This is a genomic window from Caulobacter sp. AP07 (assembly GCF_000281955.1).
In the GTDB taxonomy this organism is placed as follows: Bacteria; Pseudomonadota; Alphaproteobacteria; order Caulobacterales; family Caulobacteraceae; genus Caulobacter.
The window spans coordinates 22828-39817 of record NZ_AKKF01000122.1 but is presented as its reverse complement, the minus strand read 5'-3'; the positions used below and the strand labels follow the sequence as shown (position 1 = coordinate 39817).

General features: G+C 69.1%; 21 protein-coding genes. 13 read left to right on the top strand and 8 right to left on the bottom strand.

What is annotated here, in order from left to right:
• Nucleotides 1–57: 57 nt before the first annotated feature.
• The 3 genes from PMI01_RS06660 to PMI01_RS06650 all read right to left on the bottom strand — a co-directional run bounded on the left by PMI01_RS06660 (nucleotide 58) and on the right by PMI01_RS06650 (nucleotide 1422).
• A complete protein-coding gene (locus PMI01_RS06660) occupies nucleotides 58–489 on the bottom strand; it encodes a DUF4345 family protein (RefSeq protein WP_007665938.1) in 432 nt (143 codons plus the stop codon).
• Nucleotides 490–607: 118 nt separating this feature from the next.
• Nucleotides 608–1018: a VOC family protein gene (locus tag PMI01_RS06655; protein ID WP_007665936.1), complete on the bottom strand. Its 411-nt coding sequence runs from the start codon at nucleotides 1016–1018 to the stop codon at nucleotides 608–610.
• The gene (locus PMI01_RS06650) at nucleotides 1018–1422 is read right to left on the bottom strand and encodes a protease inhibitor I42 family protein (RefSeq protein WP_007665934.1); all 405 of its coding nucleotides are present in this window, start codon (nucleotides 1420–1422) and stop codon (nucleotides 1018–1020) included. The genes PMI01_RS06655 and PMI01_RS06650 overlap by 1 nt, the downstream gene beginning before the upstream one ends.
• 205 nt (nucleotides 1423–1627) lie before the next feature.
• Here PMI01_RS06650 and groES point away from each other — a divergent pair, with 205 nt between their 5' ends.
• The 3 genes from groES (at nucleotide 1628) to PMI01_RS27770 (ending at nucleotide 4161) form a co-directional block, all read left to right on the top strand.
• Nucleotides 1628–1918, top strand: coding sequence for a co-chaperone GroES (gene groES, locus PMI01_RS06645; RefSeq protein ID WP_007665932.1), 291 nt, complete (start codon nucleotides 1628–1630; stop codon nucleotides 1916–1918).
• Nucleotides 1919–1978: 60 nt separating this feature from the next.
• Nucleotides 1979–3625, top strand: a complete 1647-nt coding sequence (gene groL, locus PMI01_RS06640) for a chaperonin GroEL (protein WP_007665931.1) — start codon at nucleotides 1979–1981, stop codon at nucleotides 3623–3625.
• Nucleotides 3626–4032: 407 nt separating this feature from the next.
• Nucleotides 4033–4161 (top strand): hypothetical protein, encoded by a 129-nt coding sequence (locus PMI01_RS27770; RefSeq protein ID WP_007665929.1) that lies wholly within the window; start codon nucleotides 4033–4035, stop codon nucleotides 4159–4161.
• A gap of 9 nt (nucleotides 4162–4170) precedes the next feature.
• On the opposite strand, the gene PMI01_RS06635 is transcribed toward PMI01_RS27770, so the two are convergent.
• Nucleotides 4171–5148 carry a nitrilase family protein gene (locus PMI01_RS06635; protein WP_007665927.1) on the bottom strand — a complete coding sequence of 326 codons (978 nt, stop codon included), beginning with the start codon at nucleotides 5146–5148 and terminating at the stop codon, nucleotides 4171–4173.
• A 101-nt stretch (nucleotides 5149–5249) separates the two neighbouring features.
• On the opposite strand from PMI01_RS06635, the gene PMI01_RS06630 reads away from it, so the two are divergent.
• The 5 genes from PMI01_RS06630 (at nucleotide 5250) to PMI01_RS06610 (ending at nucleotide 10555) form a co-directional block, all read left to right on the top strand.
• Entirely contained in the window at nucleotides 5250–5564 is a 315-nt protein-coding gene (locus tag PMI01_RS06630) for a hypothetical protein (protein WP_007665924.1), read from the top strand.
• Nucleotides 5565–5749: 185 nt separating this feature from the next.
• Nucleotides 5750–6916, top strand: a complete 1167-nt coding sequence (locus PMI01_RS06625; RefSeq protein WP_007665922.1) for a DUF3089 domain-containing protein — start codon at nucleotides 5750–5752, stop codon at nucleotides 6914–6916.
• A gap of 122 nt (nucleotides 6917–7038) precedes the next feature.
• Nucleotides 7039–8967: a cobaltochelatase subunit CobT gene (cobT, locus tag PMI01_RS06620; protein WP_007665919.1), complete on the top strand. Its 1929-nt coding sequence runs from the start codon at nucleotides 7039–7041 to the stop codon at nucleotides 8965–8967.
• Nucleotides 8964–10040, top strand: coding sequence for an esterase-like activity of phytase family protein (locus tag PMI01_RS06615; RefSeq protein WP_007665915.1), 1077 nt, complete (start codon nucleotides 8964–8966; stop codon nucleotides 10038–10040). Before cobT ends, PMI01_RS06615 begins: the two co-directional genes overlap by 4 nt.
• Before the next feature lie 224 nt (nucleotides 10041–10264).
• Complete coding sequence (locus PMI01_RS06610) at nucleotides 10265–10555, top strand: hypothetical protein (RefSeq protein WP_007665912.1); 291 nt, start codon at nucleotides 10265–10267, stop codon at nucleotides 10553–10555.
• A gap of 129 nt (nucleotides 10556–10684) precedes the next feature.
• Here PMI01_RS06610 and PMI01_RS26990 read toward each other — a convergent pair whose 3' ends face one another.
• Both PMI01_RS26990 and rpmB read right to left on the bottom strand, forming a co-directional pair.
• Entirely contained in the window at nucleotides 10685–11206 is a 522-nt protein-coding gene (locus PMI01_RS26990) for a hypothetical protein (RefSeq protein ID WP_157223700.1), read from the bottom strand.
• 143 nt (nucleotides 11207–11349) lie between these two features.
• A complete protein-coding gene (gene rpmB / locus PMI01_RS06605; protein WP_035035111.1) occupies nucleotides 11350–11655 on the bottom strand; it encodes a 50S ribosomal protein L28 in 306 nt (101 codons plus the stop codon).
• A 220-nt stretch (nucleotides 11656–11875) separates the two neighbouring features.
• On the opposite strand from rpmB, the gene PMI01_RS06600 reads away from it, so the two are divergent.
• The 3 genes from PMI01_RS06600 (at nucleotide 11876) to PMI01_RS06590 (ending at nucleotide 13138) form a co-directional block, all read left to right on the top strand.
• Complete coding sequence (locus PMI01_RS06600) at nucleotides 11876–12325, top strand: DUF3617 domain-containing protein (protein ID WP_007665884.1); 450 nt, start codon at nucleotides 11876–11878, stop codon at nucleotides 12323–12325.
• Between the two features lie 107 nt (nucleotides 12326–12432).
• Complete coding sequence (locus tag PMI01_RS06595; RefSeq protein ID WP_007665881.1) at nucleotides 12433–12816, top strand: RebB family R body protein; 384 nt, start codon at nucleotides 12433–12435, stop codon at nucleotides 12814–12816.
• Between the two features lies 1 nt (nucleotide 12817).
• Nucleotides 12818–13138 carry a hypothetical protein gene (locus PMI01_RS06590; RefSeq protein WP_007665879.1) on the top strand — a complete coding sequence of 107 codons (321 nt, stop codon included), beginning with the start codon at nucleotides 12818–12820 and terminating at the stop codon, nucleotides 13136–13138.
• 139 nt (nucleotides 13139–13277) lie between these two features.
• On the opposite strand, the gene PMI01_RS06585 is transcribed toward PMI01_RS06590, so the two are convergent.
• On the bottom strand, nucleotides 13278–13694 hold the full coding sequence (locus tag PMI01_RS06585) for a nuclear transport factor 2 family protein (protein ID WP_007665877.1): 417 nt from the start codon (nucleotides 13692–13694) through the stop codon (nucleotides 13278–13280).
• Nucleotides 13695–13765: 71 nt separating this feature from the next.
• On the opposite strand from PMI01_RS06585, the gene PMI01_RS06580 reads away from it, so the two are divergent.
• Nucleotides 13766–14686: a LysR family transcriptional regulator gene (locus tag PMI01_RS06580; protein WP_238537013.1), complete on the top strand. Its 921-nt coding sequence runs from the start codon at nucleotides 13766–13768 to the stop codon at nucleotides 14684–14686.
• 11 nt (nucleotides 14687–14697) lie between these two features.
• Here the strand turns inward: PMI01_RS06580 and PMI01_RS06575 are convergent, their stop codons facing one another.
• On the bottom strand, nucleotides 14698–15270 hold the full coding sequence (locus PMI01_RS06575) for a methylated-DNA--[protein]-cysteine S-methyltransferase (RefSeq protein ID WP_007665873.1): 573 nt from the start codon (nucleotides 15268–15270) through the stop codon (nucleotides 14698–14700).
• Between the two features lie 77 nt (nucleotides 15271–15347).
• Here PMI01_RS06575 and PMI01_RS06570 point away from each other — a divergent pair, with 77 nt between their 5' ends.
• Nucleotides 15348–16985, top strand: coding sequence for an amidohydrolase (locus PMI01_RS06570; RefSeq protein ID WP_007665872.1), 1638 nt, complete (start codon nucleotides 15348–15350; stop codon nucleotides 16983–16985).
• Nucleotides 16986–16990: the final 5 nt, after the last annotated feature.

Genomic DNA, 16990 nt, shown 5'->3' with positions numbered 1-16990 from the left:
CTCGGCTTGGGTCCCCCGCATAAAGCGGGGGATGACGACGATGGTGAATCTGGCGCCCTACACCAGCATCCCCGAGCCGCGCACCACCAGGCGGCCGGCGTTGAAGAACGGCAGCGACAGGGTGGCGGCGATCAGCACCTCGAAGGCCAGGTTGCTAAGGTTGAGGCGGCCGCCGGCCTTGTCGATCAGCAGCGAGGCGGTCCGACCCAGCGCCGCGCCCAGCCAGGCCATGGCCAGGGCGAAGGCCATGGCCGCCCCGACGCTGGACTGGTAGCCCAGGAACAGGGCCGCCGTGGCGTGCGACAGGATCAGCAGGCCGCCGAACGCCCGGCCCTGGGCCAGGGCGCCGGCGTCGGGAGCGCTCGGGGGAGCGTCGCCGCCGGCCAGGCCCGGCGCCGAGCCCGGCCGCGCCAGGGCCAGCCCGCCCAACACGCCGCCGATCACGCAGGCGACCACCGCCAGGACGAGCGAAAGACCGTAGCTCGACATCATCTCTCCATGCCCACTAGAGCGTTTCCCGACCTGATTGCATCAGGCCGGGGCTCTAGATTTTTGTTTTGGCGCATTTTCTTCACGCGAACCGGAATCCACTTCACTCGAAAATGCTCTAGGCGGGCGCGTGGCAGACCGCTTCCACGTTGCGGCCGTCCGGGTCGAGCACGAAGGCTCCATAGTAGTTGGGGTGATAGTGAGGCCGAACGCCGGGCGGGCCGTTGTCGGTTCCGCCGGCCGCCAGGGCCGCGGCGTAAAAGGCGTCGACCGCCGCCCGGGTCTTGGCGACGAAGGCGATGTGCATGGGGCCGACCTGCTCGGCGCCGCCGGCGATCCAGAAGCTGGGCTTGCCGGCCTGGACGTCGCGGCCGTCGGCGGCCGGGCCATAGCCCATATAGGCGACGCTTCCGCTTTCCTCGGCGCTGACCCGATAGACGACCGCGATCCCCAGCGGGGCGAAGGCGGCGTCGTAGAAGGCCTGGCTGGCGTCGATGTCGCGGACGGTCAGGCTGACATGGTCGATCATCACCGCACCTTGACCTGGAACACCACCTTGCGGTCGTCCGGCTTGTCGGGTTCCCACGGGCGCTTGAGGGTGAACGACAGGTCGGTCTTGCCGCGCCCGGCCGCGTGGTAGCTGTAGAGGGTCGTCACCGGCCCGCCGGGCATCTTGGCGTCGGTCACCCGGCTGGAGCCGCCGGCCAGGATCCAGGCCGGAGCCTCGCGGTCCAGCCGCCACGCGTAGCCGGTGCCGGCGTTCAGCGGCAGGGCGATCTCCAGCCCCTGGCCGGGCGTCAGTTCGATCGGGCCGGCGTCGGTGTCGGTGACCGTCCGGGCCGGCGGAGGGGCGCCGGGCGTGGCGCAGGCGCTCAGCGCGAGCAGGCCGGCCGAGGCCAGGGCGACGATGGCGAAGGGGCGGAGCGTCTTCATGGCGTCTTCTTTGATCCCTATCCTGATGGTCGGTTCGGGCGGGTGTGATTCACCCACAGCAAATCGGCAGGCGTCGTCCTTGACTCCCCCAACCCCCGGTCCTAACTCCTGCCCGGCGCTGGCACTCGGCGGGAGCGACTGCTAACAGCAACGCTCCCCCTGCCGGCGAACCGTAATTCTAACCGTCCCGACGGAGAAGACCCCAATGAAGTTTCGTCCTCTTGGCGACCGCGTCCTCGTGAAGCGTGTCGAAGAAGAAACCAAAACCAAGGGCGGGATCATCATCCCCGACACCGCCAAGGAAAAGCCGCAGGAAGGCGAAGTCGTCGCCGTCGGCCCCGGCGCCCGCAACGACAAGGGCGACGTCGTCGCTCTGGACCTGAAGGCCGGCGACAAGATCCTGTTCGGCAAGTGGTCGGGCAGTGAAGTGAAGGTCGACGGTGAAGACCTGCTGATCATGAAGGAAAGCGACGTCCTGGGCGTGATCGAGGCCTAACCGCCTCTCCCGTTCGACCCGCTCTCGACTCCTAAGTTTCTCTTTTAGAAGGGCTCTCACATGGCCGCTAAAGACGTTTATTTCTCCTCGGACGCGCGCGACAAGATGCTGCGCGGCGTCAACATCCTCGCCAACGCGGTGAAGGTGACCCTGGGCCCCAAGGGCCGCAACGTCGTGATCGAAAAGTCCTTCGGCGCCCCGCGCTCGACCAAGGACGGCGTCTCGGTCGCCAAGGAAATCGAACTGGCTGACCGCTTCGAGAACCTCGGCGCGCAGATGATCCGCGAAGTCGCTTCGAAGACCAACGACAAGGCCGGCGACGGCACCACCACCGCCACCGTCCTGGCGCAAGCCATCGTGCAGGAAGGCCTCAAGTCGGTCGCCGCCGGCATGAACCCGATGGACCTGAAGCGCGGCATCGACAAGGCCGTCCACGTCGTCGTCGACTCCATCAAGGCGTCGTCGAAGAAGGTCACCACCAACACCGAGATCGCCCAGGTCGGCACCATCTCGGCCAACGGTGACAAGGACGTCGGCGAGATGATCGCCAAGGCCATGGACAAGGTCGGCAACGAAGGCGTCATCACCGTCGAGGAAGCCAAGACCGCCGAGACCGAACTCGACGTCGTCGAAGGCATGCAGTTCGACCGCGGCTACCTGTCGCCGTACTTCATCACCAACGCCGACAAGATGGAAGTTCAGCTCGAAGAGCCGCTCATCCTGCTGTTCGAAAAGAAGCTCTCGTCGCTGCAGCCGCTGCTGCCGGTGCTGGAAGCCGTCGTCCAGTCGGGCCGTCCGCTGGTGATCATCGCCGAGGACGTCGAGGGCGAAGCCCTGGCCACCCTGGTGGTCAACAAGCTGCGCGGCGGTCTCCGCGTCGCCGCCGTCAAGGCTCCGGGCTTCGGCGATCGCCGCAAGGCCATGCTGGAAGACATCGCCATCCTGACCGGCGCTCAAGTCATCAGCGAAGACCTCGGCATCAAGCTCGAGAACGTGTCGCTCGACATGCTGGGCAAGGCCAAGAAGGTCACCATCACCAAGGACGACACCACCATCGTCGACGGCGTCGGTGAGAAGGACGCCATCGAGGCCCGCATCTCGCAGATCAAGAAGCAGATCGAAGACACCACCTCGGACTACGACAAGGAAAAGCTGCAAGAGCGTCTGGCCAAGCTGGCCGGCGGCGTCGCGGTCATCCGCGTCGGCGGCTCGACCGAAGTCGAGGTGAAGGAAAAGAAGGACCGCGTCGACGACGCCCTCAACGCGACCCGCGCGGCCGTGGAAGAAGGCATCGTCCCCGGCGGCGGCGTGGCGCTGCTGAAGGCCTCCAAGGCCCTGGCGACCCTGGTCGGCGAAAATGACGACCAGACCGCCGGCATCGCGATCGTTCGTCGCGCCCTGCAGGCCCCGATCCGTCAGATCGCCGAAAACGCCGGCGTCGAAGGCTCGATCGTGGTCGGCAAGGTGCTCGAGAACGACTCGGCCACCTTCGGCTTCAACGCCCAGACCGAGCAGTATGTCGACCTGATCGCCGACGGCGTCATCGACCCCGCCAAGGTGGTCCGCACCGCGCTGCAAGACGCCGCCTCGGTGGCCGGCCTGCTGATCACCACCGAAGCCGCGATCGTCGAAGCCCCCAAGAAGGGCGGCGGCGCTGGCGGCCCTCCCGGCGGCGGCATGGGCGGCATGGGCGACATGGACTTCTAAGAAGTCCTGTCGGCTTAGGCTGAAACAAAGAGAGGGCGGGACCGCGAGGTCCCGCCCTTTTTCTTTGTCCGCGGCAAGGGCGGAGAGATTCGAAGTCATTCTCACCCCCTCAACGACCGTCATCCCGGGCCTTGTGCCCGGGAACCCTCTCTCCGCCGCAGGTGCGGAGGGGTGGGCGCTGGCGCGCCAATTTACTTCACCGTCGGCTGAACCAGGGTTCCCGGGCACAAGGCCCGGGATGACGGTGAAAAAGGGGGGGAGCGCGTGTGGGGCGGCCTCAAAGCGCGCCGAGCATCTACCCCCAGTTGGGGATAACCGATCACGGTCGCGTTAACACTTGCAGCTTTTTTGTGGCCGCGCTCGTTGCTGACTCCGTTGAACGCGATGGCGTTCCCGGAGGGTTGGGCATGGCGCGACATGAACTTCAAGGTTACCGGGGCCGACGGCCGCCGCGCCCGGTGTTCATCATCCTCGGGCTTGGGCTGTGGCTGGCCCTGGGCCTGGTCAGCCAGGCGGCGTTCCAGCTGCTGGGCTAGGCCGCTGGGCTAGAACGAACGCGCCACCGGCTCGGTCGAGAACCGCGCCTCCAGCGGCGAGAGCTCGTGGCCCTGGCGCTGGGTCAGCACGCCATAGAGTTCGGGCCGGCGGCCGCGGATCCAGCGCCGCCCGGTCGACAGCGGCAACAGGTCCAGATCCAGGTCGGCGACGACCATGGCGTCGTCGATGGCGTCGGTCTCGGCGACGATGCGGCCGTAGGGGTCCAGGATCATGGCGTTGCCGGTGCGCACCTCGCCGGCGTCCTCGCCCACGCCGTTGCTGAACAGCACGAACAGGCCGTTGTCGTGGGCCCGGGCCGGCAGCCAGCGCAACAGCCAACCGCGCCCCTTGTCGCCCTGGAATTCGGCGCGCAGGGCCTCCGGGTCGCGGGCCCGGTTCCGCCACAGGGCCGGATCGATCACCCCCATGGCGTGCGGGCTGCGCGAGGCGGTCCCGCCGGTCTGGTGCGGGGCCAGCAGCACGTCGGCCCCCAGCAGGGCGGTGGCGCGGACGTTCTCGACCAGGTTGTTGTCCCAGCAGATCAGCACGGCCAGGCGCACGCCGAACGGGGTGTCGAACACCGTGAAGCCGTCGCCGCTGCTGACGTGCGGGCTCTCGAAGGCGTGCAGCTTGCGGTGCCGCTCGACCCGGCCGTCGGGCAGGGCGACGACATAGGTGTTGTAGAGCCGGCCGTCGTCGGCGACCTCGACCAGCCCGGCCCCGATGGCCATGTCGTGGTCGCGGGCCAGGCTCAGCAGGGCCTGGCTGCACGGCCCGCTGGGCACGGGCTCGGCCAGGGCCCGCCAGCCGTCCAGCGACAGGTCGCGGCAGTGCCAGTAGCCGGTCAGGCACATCTCGGGAAAGGCCAGGATCTTGACGTCCCGGGCGGCGGCCCGGGCGACGAAGGCCTGGACGGTGGCCAGGTTGGCGGCCTTGTCGCCAGCGGCGTGGTGGAACTGGACGGTGGCGGCGCGAAGGGAGGTCATGGGGCCCTTCTAGACGCAGCGGCCGCGAGGCTGGGGTCACAAGGCGTTTCCGATTCTGTCAGGCCTTTGCGCCGGAGCGCCCGGGGGCTAGACAGGCGGCCATGTTCCGCCAGCGCCCCGACTCCGATCTACTCGTCGAAGGCTGGGTGGTCGGCGTGATGGTCGAGATCGCCGGCGAGCGGCTGCCGATCCGCCACTACTTCGCCGTCGGTCGGCCCGACCGCGCCCAGGCCGAATGGGCGGCCGTCGACCTGGCCATGCAGACCGGCCCCGTCGCCTCCAGCCCGTCCGGCGGCCGCGAGCCCGTCGAGGCCCTGCGGGAACTGGTCGCCTACCGGATGCGCGAACTGGGCCTGAAGGTCGGGGAGTCGCGGGCGCTGGGCGACAAGTTCCCGCGGCGGTGGTTGCCGAGCTGAACCCCTCCTCCGTCATCCCCCGACTTGTTCGGGGGACCCAAGCCGCGCTGACCGATAACACTCGATGAACTCGGCTTGGGTCCCCCGCATAAAGCGGGGGATGACGACCGTTTTGGAAGCCCCCTTCCTTTCTCACCGCCGCCACGTCATCCTCCCGCGAAACAAGCGTTCGGACGGGGGCAAGAATGTCACGCAAGCTGTGGGCCGCGTTGGGCCTGGTCATGGGGCTGGGCTTGAGCGCGAGCGCCTGCGCGCAGCAGCCGGCCCCCGCCGCGCCGCCGACGCCGAACGACTATACGAAGGACGAGAACTGGCTGTGCCGTCCCGGCCGCCAGGACGCCTGCGCCCGGGACCAGACCGCCACGGTGATCCAGGCCGACGGCAAGGCCAGCGTCGAGGCCTTCAAGGCCGATCCGAACGCGCCGATCGACTGCTTCTACGTCTATCCCACCGTGTCCAGCGACCCCGGCGGCAACAGCGACATGACCCCCGACCTGCCGGAGAAGGCCGTCGCCGACCAGCAGTTCGCCCGCTTCGGCCAGGTCTGCAAGCTCTACGCGCCCAGCTACCGCCAGGTGACCATCGCCGCCCTGCGCAAGGTGATGATGGGCCAGGCCTCGCCCGGCGACGGCGCCCTGGCCTATGCCGACGTGCTGGCCGCCTGGAAGGACTACCTGACCCGCGACAACCACGGCCGCGGCGTGGTGCTGATCGGCCATTCGCAGGGCTCGCACATCCTGCTGGAGCTGATCGCCAAGGAGATCGACGGCAAGCCGGTGCAGAAGCAGATCGTCTCGGCCCTGATCCTGGGCATGAACACGCCCGTCGACCCGGCCAAGGACGCCTACGGCTCGCTGCCCCTGTGCCGCAAGGCCGGCCAGGTCGGCTGCGTGATCTCCTACGTCTCGTTCCGCGCCGACGTCCCGCCCCCGGCCACCAGTCGGTTCGGCAAGGTCGACCAGCCCGGAATGCGCGCCGCCTGCGTCAACCCGGCGGCCCTGGCCGGCGGCTCGGCGACGGTGAAGAGCTATTTCAGTGATCGGACGATCATGGGCACGGCGATGCGTCCGGCCACGGTCTGGGCCAAGGGCGTGGAGGTGGCGACCCCCTATGTGGAGCTGCCGGGTCTGGTCTCCGCCGAGTGCGTCAGCAACGGCGCGTTCGACTACCTGGCCGTGACCGTGCGCCCCGACCCGGCCGACCCCCGCGCCGACAACATCCCCGGCGACCTGCTGGTGATGGGCGTGCCGCTGAAGGACTGGGGCCTGCACCTGGTGGACGTCAACCTGACCATGGGCGACCTGGTGAGCGTGGTGGGGACGCAGTCGAAGGCTTACGCGGCGGCGAAATAGCCGGCGTTCACGATCGGGGACATGCACATGTGCATGTCCCCGGCCGCCTCCAAACGGCGCGCCCAAACGACTTCCCTTCGGTCGCCCTTGTCACCGCCGCCCTGGCTCGGTAACCCATTCCCATGGCGTCCAAGCCCGAAAGCCCGACCGAACCCTTCAAGCGCGCCCTGGCCCACGCGGCGCGTTCGCTCGCCGAGACGCCCGACCTCGAGGTGGTGTTCTCCGGCGAGGGCCCCAGCCTGGTCGGCAACCGGGCGGTGCTGCCGCATCCGCCGCGCGACCTGAACCCCAAGGAAGCCAGCCGCATCCGGGGCCTGGCCGACCAGATGGCCCTGCGCCTGGCCCACCATGACGCGGCCTCCCACGCCCGGGCCCGCCCCAGCTCGCCCGACGGCCAGGCGGCCTTCGAGGCCATCGAGCAGGCGCGGCTGGAAGCCATCGGCTCCAACGCCCTGGGCGGCGTCCGCCTCAACCTGACCGCCGCCCTGGAGGCCCGCCTCGAAAAGCAGGGCCTGACCCGCAACATCGCCACCGACCGCCAGTCGGCCCCGATGGCCGAGATCCTGTCGCTGATGGTCCGCGAGCGCCTGACCGGCGACGCGCCGCCCGAGGGCGTCAAGGCCCTGGTCGACATCCTGCGCGCCGACATCGAGGCCCGGGCCGGCAAGGACCTCGACCGCCTGGCCGCCGCCATCGACAACCAGACCGCCTTCGCCCGGGTCACCCGCGAAATCCTGCGCGACCTCGACCTGGGCGAGGAGATGTCCGAGGCCACCGAGCAGTCGGACGAGGACACCGGCGACGAAGACCAGAACACCGAGGCCTCCGAGGACGACCAGGGCGAAGGCGAGGGCGAGCAGGCCGACGGCGCCTCGCCCGAGGAGGCCGAGAGCTCCGACCGCGAGAGCGAGGCCGGCGACGAGGAGATGGTCCAGTCCGAGGAGCAGGGCGAGGCCGAGGACACCGAAGAGGCCCCGGAGATGGGCGACGGCGCCAAGCCGGCCCGTCCGGACACCGGCCAGGGCGGGGCCTTCGAGCCGGCCTACAAGGTGTTCACCACCGCCTATGACGAGGTGGTGCCGGCCGAGGAGCTGTGCGACGCTGACGAGCTGACCCGGCTGCGGGCCTATCTGGACCAGCAGCTGGCGGCGTTCTCCAGCGTGGTCTCGCGCCTGGCCAACAAGCTGCAACGCCGGCTGCTGGCCCAGCAGAACCGCGCCTGGACCTTCGACCTGGAGGAGGGGATGCTCGACGTCGCCCGCCTGACCCGGGTGATCATCGACCCCACCGCCCCGCTGTCGTTCAAGCAGGAGGAGGATGTCGAGTTCCGCGACACCGTCGTCACCCTGCTGATCGACAATTCCGGCTCGATGCGCGGCCGGCCGATCATGGTGGCCGCCGTCTGCGCCGACATCCTGGCCCGCACCCTGGAGCGCTGCGCGGTCAAGGTCGAGGTGCTGGGCTTCACCACCCGCGCCTGGAAGGGCGGCAGCGCCCGCGACGAGTGGATCAAGGCCGGCAAGCCGCCCGCGCCGGGCCGCCTCAACGACCTGCGCCACATCATCTACAAGAGCGCCGACGCCCCGTGGCGGCGGGCCCGCAAGAACCTGGGCCTGATGATGCGCGAGGGGCTGCTGAAGGAAAACATCGACGGCGAGGCCCTGATGTGGGCCCATCAGCGGCTGATCGGCCGGTCCGAAGCTCGCCGCATTCTGATGGTGATCTCCGATGGCGCGCCGGTGGACGACTCCACCCTCAGCGTCAATTCGGGCCACTATCTGGAGCGCCACTTGCGTCAGGTCATCGCCGAGATCGAGACCCGCAGCCCCGTCGAGCTGATCGCCGTCGGCATCGGCCACGACGTGACGCGCTATTACCGCCGCGCGGTGACCATCGTCGATGTCGAGCAACTGGGCGGCGCCCTGGTCGACCAGCTGGCCGACCTGTTCGACGAGGAACCCAAGGCGGTGAAGCGGGCGCGGGGGCTGCTGGGCCCGTTGCCCACCGTGCAGCCTTCCGCGCCGAAAGCCGTCCGCAAGGTTTCCGCGTGATCGGAGGTCTGCGGTCGCTGCTGGTCCTGGGCCTGGCGACCGCCATGCTGGGCCAGTGCGCCAAGGCCCCGCCGCAGCCGGCCGTGCTGCCGGTCGCGCCGGTCAAGGTCGGGCCCGAGATTTCGCTGACCACCACGCCCGTGCCGCTCAGCTCGACCAACCCACCCCCGCCATCCTTGGCTGGGGGCGCCATCGGCCGTTTCGTCTATGCCGGTGGAGTCGCCATCACCAGCGCCGACACCAGCCGCCTGCACGGCCTGTCAGACCTGAGGATCGGCGGCGACGGGGCCCTGATCGCGGTCAGCGACGACGGCGACCTGTTCGAGGCGCGGCTGAAGCTGGACGAGGCCGGTCGCCTGGTCGGCCTGACCGACGGGAAGCTCTCGCCGCTCAAGGGTCTGGACGGCCAGCCGCTGCAGGGCAAGGAGCAGGGCGACGCCGAGGGCCTGGCGATCCTGCCCAACGGCGACCGCCTGGTCAGCTTCGAGCGCGACCACCGCATCTGGCTCTATCCGAAACTGGCCGATGGTAGCTTCGGCAATCCGCGCGCCGTCAACAAGCCGGCCACCACCTTCCCCGAGAACGAGGGCATGGAGGCCCTGACCGCCTATCCGGTGGCCGGTCCCGACGCCTATCTGGTGGGCGGCGAGGAGGGCGAGGTCTGGCTGTGCAGGCTGTCGGCGCCGTGCGCCAGCCTGGCCCCGCAGTCGCCGCCCGACTTCACCTGGGGCTTGACCGGTTTCGCCGCCTTCGACGGCCAGGCGATCGCCGCCCTCTACCGGGCCTTCGACCCGATCCGTGGCTGGCGTGGCCAGGTGCGGTTCGTGGTCGACCCCCGCGCGCCCGCCGCCAGGCAGGCGGTGGCCGCGACCCTGAACCTCGACGGCGCGACCACCCGCGACAATTTCGAGGGGATCGCCCTGGTCAAGTCGCCGACTGGGGCTACGCGAATCTATCTGCTGACCGATGACAACGCCATCGCCGGCCAACGCACCCTGCTGATGGCCTTCGACTGGACCCCGCCGCCGCCCGCGCCGCCGGCCCCGCCGAAGAAGCCGGCGCGGAGACGCTGACCCTGACCCCGATGTCCCTCCCCTGTGGGGAGGGTGGCCCCGAAGGGGTCGGGTGGGGTTTGATGAGTCAATGCGTGCGCCGCAACATAACCGTTGATAAGTAACCGGCGGAAAGCTATATGCTGGACAAGGCGGCAGAGCGGGCGAGATCCCGGACCAGTCGCTTGAGGGGGAACGCGTCGGGATCGGGTTGAAAATTCAACCGCTATCCTGGAATCCGTCCCATGATCCGCTCGTTCGTCCTGGCCGCCTCGGCCATCGCCCTGTTCGCCGCCGCTCCGGCCGGCGCCGCCGAAATCCGCATCAAGACCGCTGGCAAGGCCCCGGCCGAGCTGCGCGCCGAAATCGTCAAGGCCGCCTCGAGCGTCTGCTGGCAGAACGTGCGCGGCGAGTCGCTGGCCACCTACCTGTACCCGGCGTGCGTCCGCGCCTCGGTCAACGACGCGGTCAGCAAGCTGAACAACCCGGAACTGGTCGCCTACAACGCCGCCACCCCGGTCGTCTATTCGCGCTAAGGCCTGTTCGAGGGGGCGGCGTACCGGCCCTCTCCCGCCTTTTCGGTGAATACAGGAAGCCCTCTCCGGAAACGGGGAGGGCTTCTTCGTTGGCGCTAGATGGGGCCAAGTGCAGCGCGTTTTAGTGGACTACGTGAGTTCCTGAAGGAACTGTTCTAGGCGAAAGGTTCTGGCGTAAACCCATCTCCATGCGTTCCGCTGGTTTTCCGTCAAGAACCCAACAGCCACCATATTTGGAACGCCAGAGTCGCTGAACAGGCGATTGCTGTATGATTCATCCAGGGAATTTTTCAGGTATTCGCCAGCATTTTGGGCCCAAAGATTGATCCTATCCTCAGGAATATCTTTGTTGGCGGCTGTGCATTCGCTTTGGAGGCTCTCGCCCTCCGAGAGGAGCTGGGCCAATCTAATTCTAATTTCGCGTTTCTTATCAACGGCAGTTCCGGTGAACGATGCAATGCGCTTCTCGGCATCGGTGATCTTATCGTCCTTTAGCGTGAGGCGCTCTTTGAGCGTATCGATCTGATGGCGCAGCAGAAAGTATGCGCCGCCCCATCCCGCAGCGGCCGACAGAGCCATAAGGCTTAGTACCGCCCACGGTGCTGCGGTGATTACCGACCAGTTCTTCTGAAGTTCGTTTAGCAGGTCCATGTGAAGGGCGTAGCATAAGTTGCCCGTTCAGTAGAGTTGCCGATCAAGAGCAGCTGTGTGGGTAAGGGCGCTTGGCTCCAGACGCAGAAAGGCCCGCGAGGCGAACCTCGCGGGCCTTGCCGTTCAGCCGAAGCTGGAAAGTCCTAGGCGGCGACGGCGGTCGCGGCGGCCTTGGCCTTGGCCTTGACCTGCGCCTTGATCTTCAGGGCGCGCGGCGACAGCTGCTCATCCTTGGCGCCCAGCAGGAACACGTCCAGGCCACCACGGAAGTCCAGGGTGCGCAGGGCGGCGTTGCTGATCCGCAGCTTGAAGGTCTGACCCAGCGACTCGGACTGCAGGGTGGCGGGCGACAGGGCCGGCAGGAAGCGGCGCTTGGTCTTGATGTTCGAGTGGCTCACATTGTGGCCGACCATCGGACCGATCCCGGTGAGTTCGCAACGGCGCGACATGGCGGATACCTTGGCTGGGCGAAGCCGACGGCTCCGCAAACATAAATTCGGGCACGCGAGGGACGGACCGCCGCGCGAGAGCGGGCGATATAGGCGAAGGCGGCTTGCCGAGTCAAGCCGCCCCGACAGATCCGAGGGGCTTGAGCGCCGCCCAAACATCGCCTTCAAGCCGGGTTCATCTGCCCCCTATATAGAGACGGCTCACAAGGAGACCGACCGCATGCGCTTGCTCGCCCGTGTTCTGACCGCCGGAGCCCTGACCGCCGCGAGCCTCGCCGCGGCCGGAGCCGCCAGTTCCGTGGCGACCGCCAAGCCGGCCCAGGCCGAAACCATCCTGACCGGCCAATGGGAATACAACACCCGCTTCGGGCCGATCCCGATCGGCAGCGACCAGCACTGCATCAAGCAGGTCGACGTCGACAACTTCAACCGGGGCATCTGCCTCAAGCGCTACACCTGCGACTACGACACCCGCGTGGTGCAGGACGGCAAGATCGCCCTGAAGGGCACCTGGACCGACAAGAAGGGCCGAGTGGCCCCGGTGACCGCCAAGGGCTCCTACACCCCCGAGAGCTTCCGGCTGAACGTCAACGGCAAGACCGTCAACGGCATCCCGATGGTCGCCACCGTGGAGGCCAAGCGGCTCAGCGCCACCTGCACGGCGGGATAGGCGCTCGCGCGTTCGCTGAACGTCGATTGCCAACCCTGGCGGGCGCTGCGAAGACTGTTCGCGCCGTCGGCGGGGATGGTTCCCGATCGATGCGGGGGGAAGCACTCATGTCTGACCACACCACCGTCAATCCGCAGATCACCGACGCCGTCACCCAGTCGAACGTCAAGGTGATGGGCGAGGCCCCGGCCATGGCCATGGGCTCGATCTATCAAAGCCTGGCGCACTCGACCGGCCTGCTGTTCGAGAACGCGGTGGCGGCCCAGCAGCAGCAGGCCATCCTGGCCCAGGCGGCGACCAATGTCGGCGTCATGCAGCTCTACGGCATGAGCGCGGCCGAGGCGGGCAAGATCGCCCAGTCCGACGTCCCGGACAACCTGCTGTCCCTGCTCGCCGCCTTGCGGGCCGCCACCGGCCCGATCACCGCCTCGCCGGTCGACCTCGCCGCGGCCCCGGCGGCCAAGCCTGCCGAGTCGGGCCCGGCCGCCTGACATGGCCTTCAAGCGCTCGCCCGAGGCGCCGCCCGAGCCCCCCGCCGGGAACGATCCGATGCTGGACGGCGTCCTGAAGGCGGCCTCGGCCCAGGCCGCCGGCCTGGCCCTGCTGAACGCCGTCCAGCACCTGCAGCGCACCACGGTCCTGGTGGAGGCCGCCATGGCGGCCAGCCTGGTCCGCGCGCTGCGGCCGGGGGCGGATCCGGACGACTGGTCCGGCGGCCTGCGGGCCTCGCAACAGGCCATGCGCGGGGCCATCGAGGCCTTTCAGGAGGTTTCCGCCGTCGTGGGCGACCTGACCGGGGCGGCGAGGTCCTGAACCGCCGCCCCGACAACCCCGTTTGTGGTTAATGCGAATTAAGCTACCATGGATAGTAGGGAACAAATCCCGAATCCGGCGAAGTCGCTGATTCGGTCATGATTCGTTTCGCTCGTGTTCGGCGAACGGTGAAGCTGCGTTAACCCGTTACCCGTTCCGGCGCCGCCAGGGCCTTGGCCACCAGTTCGGTGTCCATGTATTCGGTCAGCGAGACGATCTTGTCGCCCGCCACCCGGCATACCCAGCAGTAGTGGTTGTCGTAGCGCTGGCCGGCCTTGGTGGTGACCTTGCCCCGGCATTCGACCACCACCGTGTCGCCCTCGGCGATGATCGTGTCGGCGACGTTGAGGTACGGGTCGGCGAACTGGGCGAAGAGCGGGGTCAGCAGGTCGCGGCGGATGGCCGTCTTGCCGACATAGGCGCCCGACCAGGCGTTCGTGCCACCCAGGGTCCAGACGGTGGTCTCGTCCAGGGCGTCGAGGAACGGGCGGGCGTCGCCGCGCGCCAGGCCATCGAAGATCCGTTGCATCAGAAGCTTGTTGTCGTGCGCGCTCATGGCGGCTGTCTCCGTTGAAGTGGAGCCTCATCCTCCGCCGATGACGATCATTCATCCAATCGATGCTGATGATGATCTATATTCTCCAGATGAACCTCGCCGGCCTGGACCTCAACCTGCTGGTCGCCCTGGACGCCCTGCTGGCCGAGGCCAGCGTCGGGCGCGCCGCCCTGCGGCTGAACCTGTCGCAGCCGGCGGTCAGCCACGCCCTGCGCCGGCTGCGCGAGGCGACCGGCGACCCGTTGCTGGTGCGGATCGGGCCGCGCATGGAACTGACGCCGAGGGCCCAGGCCCTGCGCGCGCCTCTGGCCCAGGCGCTGGACCAGGTGCGCGGCCTGTTCGTGGCCGAGGGCTTCGACCCGGCGACCAGCCCGCGCGGCTTCCGGCTGATGATGCCCGACCTCTGCGTCGACCTGCTGATGCCGACGGTGCTGCAACAGGTCGCGGCGGCCGCGCCCGGCGTGCGGCTGGACGTCATCCCCTGGCGCGGCCCGGCGGTGATGACGCCCGACTTCGCCCGCACGGTCGACCTGGTGATCGCCTGGACCGGCGAGGCCTATCCCGGCTTCCACCGCCAGTCGCTCTATGTCGACCGCGACGCCCTGGCCGTGCGACGCGGCCATCCGGACGCCAGGCGGCTGTCGGACCTGGCGGTGTTCAACGCCGCGCGCCACGTGGCGGTGGTCGGGGCGGGCGAGCGCGACGACGCCATCGAGCCGTTCCTGCGCCAGGCCGGGATCGAGCGCCGCATCGCCCTGGCCGTGCCCAGCTACCTGCAGGCCCTGCGGATGACCGCCCGCACCGACCTGGTGGCCTTCGTGCCCCGCCGGCTGATCGCGGCGCTGGCGGAGCCGCTGGACCTGGTGACCGTGGAACCGCCGATCGATCCGGGCGAGGACCGGCAGTACCTGTTCCACCCGGTCCTGGCCCAGTTCGACCCGGGCGCGGCGTGGCTGCGGGAGCTGGTGTTGAAGGTGGGGCGGGGGCTGTAGACCCCCTCGGGTCAGCGTCCCCGCGCCGGCGCCACCGAGAAATCCATGTCGAACAGCGTCGGGACCGCGCTGGTCTTCGCCCGCTCGATGGTCAGCATCCGCGCCTTGGTCTCCACCCCGCCGGGCGCCGAGAAGCCGCCGGGCTTGCCGTCGGCCCCCAGCACCCGATGGCAGGGCACGATGATCGGCCAGGGGTTTTCGCCCAGCGCCTTGCCGATGGCCCGGGCCGCGCCGGGCTCGCCCATGGCCTTGGCGATCTGGCCGTAGGTCGAGGTCTCGCCCGGCGGGATGGCGCGAGCGATCTCGTAGACCCGGCGGTTGAAGGGGGCGACGATGCTGAAGTCCAGGACAATGTCCGTCAGGTCGTCGCGGCCGCCGGCCAGCAGGTCGTTGATCCGCTCGATGGCCCGCTGGATGGACGGCGGCGGCGGGGCCTCGGCGGCGTCCGGATAGCGGCGACGCAGGCGGGCCCAGGCGGCGCCGGGCGCGGCCTCGGGCAGCTGGGCCCCGACCAGCCCCTGCGGGCCCCAGGCCAGGCCGCACAGCCCGATCGGCGTTTCGAAGAGCGCGAACCCTTGTTCCATTCCTTAAACATAGCATCGCTGTTGCGGAGTTCGAGCGGCGCCCTACGATTTCCGTTTCTTGCTGTCGGGAGATCGCCTTGCGCCGCACCCTCGCCCTCGCCGCCCTGCTTGCCGCCACCAGCCTGGCGCATGCGACCGCCGGCGACCTGCTGATCCACGGCGGTCCGATCCACACCGGCGTCGCCGCCGCCCCCGCCGCCCAGGCGGTGCTGATCCGCGACGACCGCGTCCTGTTCGTCGGCGACCTGGCGGCGGCCCGGGCCAAGGCCGCCAAGGGCGCTCGCGACATCGACCTGAAGGGCGCCGCCGCCTTTCCCGGCTTCGTCGACGCCCATGCCCACCTGACGGGGATCGGCCTGCGCGAACTGACCCTCAATCTCGACAGGACCGCCTCGGTGGAAGACCTGGTCGCGGCCGTGAAGGCCTATGCCGCCGTCCATCCCGACGGTCCGATCTACGGTCGCGGCTGGATCGAGACCCACTGGCCGGAGAAGCGCTTCCCCGGCCGCGCCGACCTCGACCGCGCCGCGCCCGGCCGTGTCGTGGTGCTGGAGCGCGCCGACGGCCACGCCGTGGTCGCCAGCAGCGCCGCCCTGGCCAAGGCCGGCGTCACCCGGGACACCGCCGCCCCGGCCGGCGGCCAGATCCTCAAGGGCGACGACGGCCAGCCCACCGGCATGCTGGTCGATCACGCCCAGAGCCTGGTGGCCGGGGTCATCCCGCCGCCGTCCGAGATGATCAAGCGCCAGGCCCTGGAGAAGGCCGGCGCCCTCTACGCCTCGCGCGGTTGGACCGGCCTGGGCAATATGAGCGTCGAGGCGCCGGACCTGGCGATCCTGCTGTCGCTGGCGGCGGAGCGGAAGTTCAGCCTGCGGGTCGACAACTACATGGACCCCAGCGGCGCCGCCGAAGTGCTGGCCAAGGGGCCGAGCGCCGACCCCACCGGCCTGATCCGGGTGCGGGGGATCAAGCTCTACATGGACGGCGCCCTGGGTTCGCGCGGCGCGGCCCTGCTCGAACCCTACAGCGACGCCGAGGGCCTGGGCCTGCAACTGACCCCGCACGACAAGGGGCTGGAACTGATGAAGGCGGCCCGCAAGGTCAACGCCCAGGTCGCCATGCACGCCATTGGCGACCGCGGCAACCGCATGGTGCTGGACTGGTTCGGCGAGGCGCTGGGCGGCGACACGGCCGCCCGCTGGCGCATCGAGCATGCGCAGATCGTCGCCGACCAGGACCTGCCGCGCTTCTCGCAGATGGGCGTCGTCGCCTCGATGCAGCCCAGCCACGCCATCGGCGACCTCTATTTCGCGCCTGCCCGCCTGGGCAAGGACCGCCTGCACGAGGGCTATCGCTGGAAGGACATGCTGGACAGCGGCGCGGTGGTGGCCGCCGGCTCGGACGCCCCGGTCGAGGTCGGCGACCCGCGCATCGAGTTCTACGCCGCCGTCTACCGCCACGGCCTGGACGGCTTCGCCAACGCCGACTGGCATCTGGAAGAAGCCGTCAGCCGCGAACAGGCCCTGCGCATGCTGACCTGGGCGCCGGCCTACGCCGCCTTCGCCGAGCAGCATCGCGGCACGCTGGAGGCGGGCAAGAAGGCCGACGTGACGGTGTTCAGCAAGGACCTGATGACGGTGGCCCCGGCCGAGATTCTCAAGGCCGACGCCGTGCTGACGGTGGTGGACGGCAAGATCGTGTTCGAGAAGCGCTGAGGCCG